The following is a 379-nucleotide window of genomic DNA, read 5'->3' as shown; positions in this document are numbered from 1 at the left end:
CAGCAGAAGGGCGAGAACAAGAACGTCGACAGCTACTCTGCCTTCCGCGACAATGATCAATATGCCGTGACCGGCCTTGCCGATTTTCTGGAAGATCAGGGGGTCACCGAGCTCGACGTCTGCGGACTTGCGACCGACTATTGCGTAAAGTTTTCCGCGCTCGATGCGCTGGACATGATCCCAGGCGTCAAGGTCCGATTTGTCGAGGATGCAAGCCGCGGCATCACGCCTGAAGGCGTTGCCGACGCCATCGATGAGATGCGTGGACGCGGCATCGATATCGTCACGAGCGCCGATATCCTCGCAGAATAATTACCGGTCCTTCTTCTCGCCTTCCCGCTCCAGCAGATAGATCTCCTCGCCGAAATCCTCCATCTTC

1 protein-coding gene is annotated in these 379 nt (G+C 57.3%); it reads left to right on the top strand.

Annotation, left to right across the window (positions count from 1 at the left end):
* Nucleotides 1–312, top strand: a 312-nt coding sequence (locus tag AC5ZGW_RS47495) for an isochorismatase family protein (RefSeq protein ID WP_496114321.1), incomplete at its 5' end; no start/stop codon positions are given.
* Nucleotides 313–379: the final 67 nt, after the last annotated feature.

It is taken from the genome of Bradyrhizobium sp. Crot121 (assembly GCF_059512385.1).
Note: the sequence above shows the minus strand (reverse complement) of the source record. Positions and strands in the feature narration are given on the sequence as shown.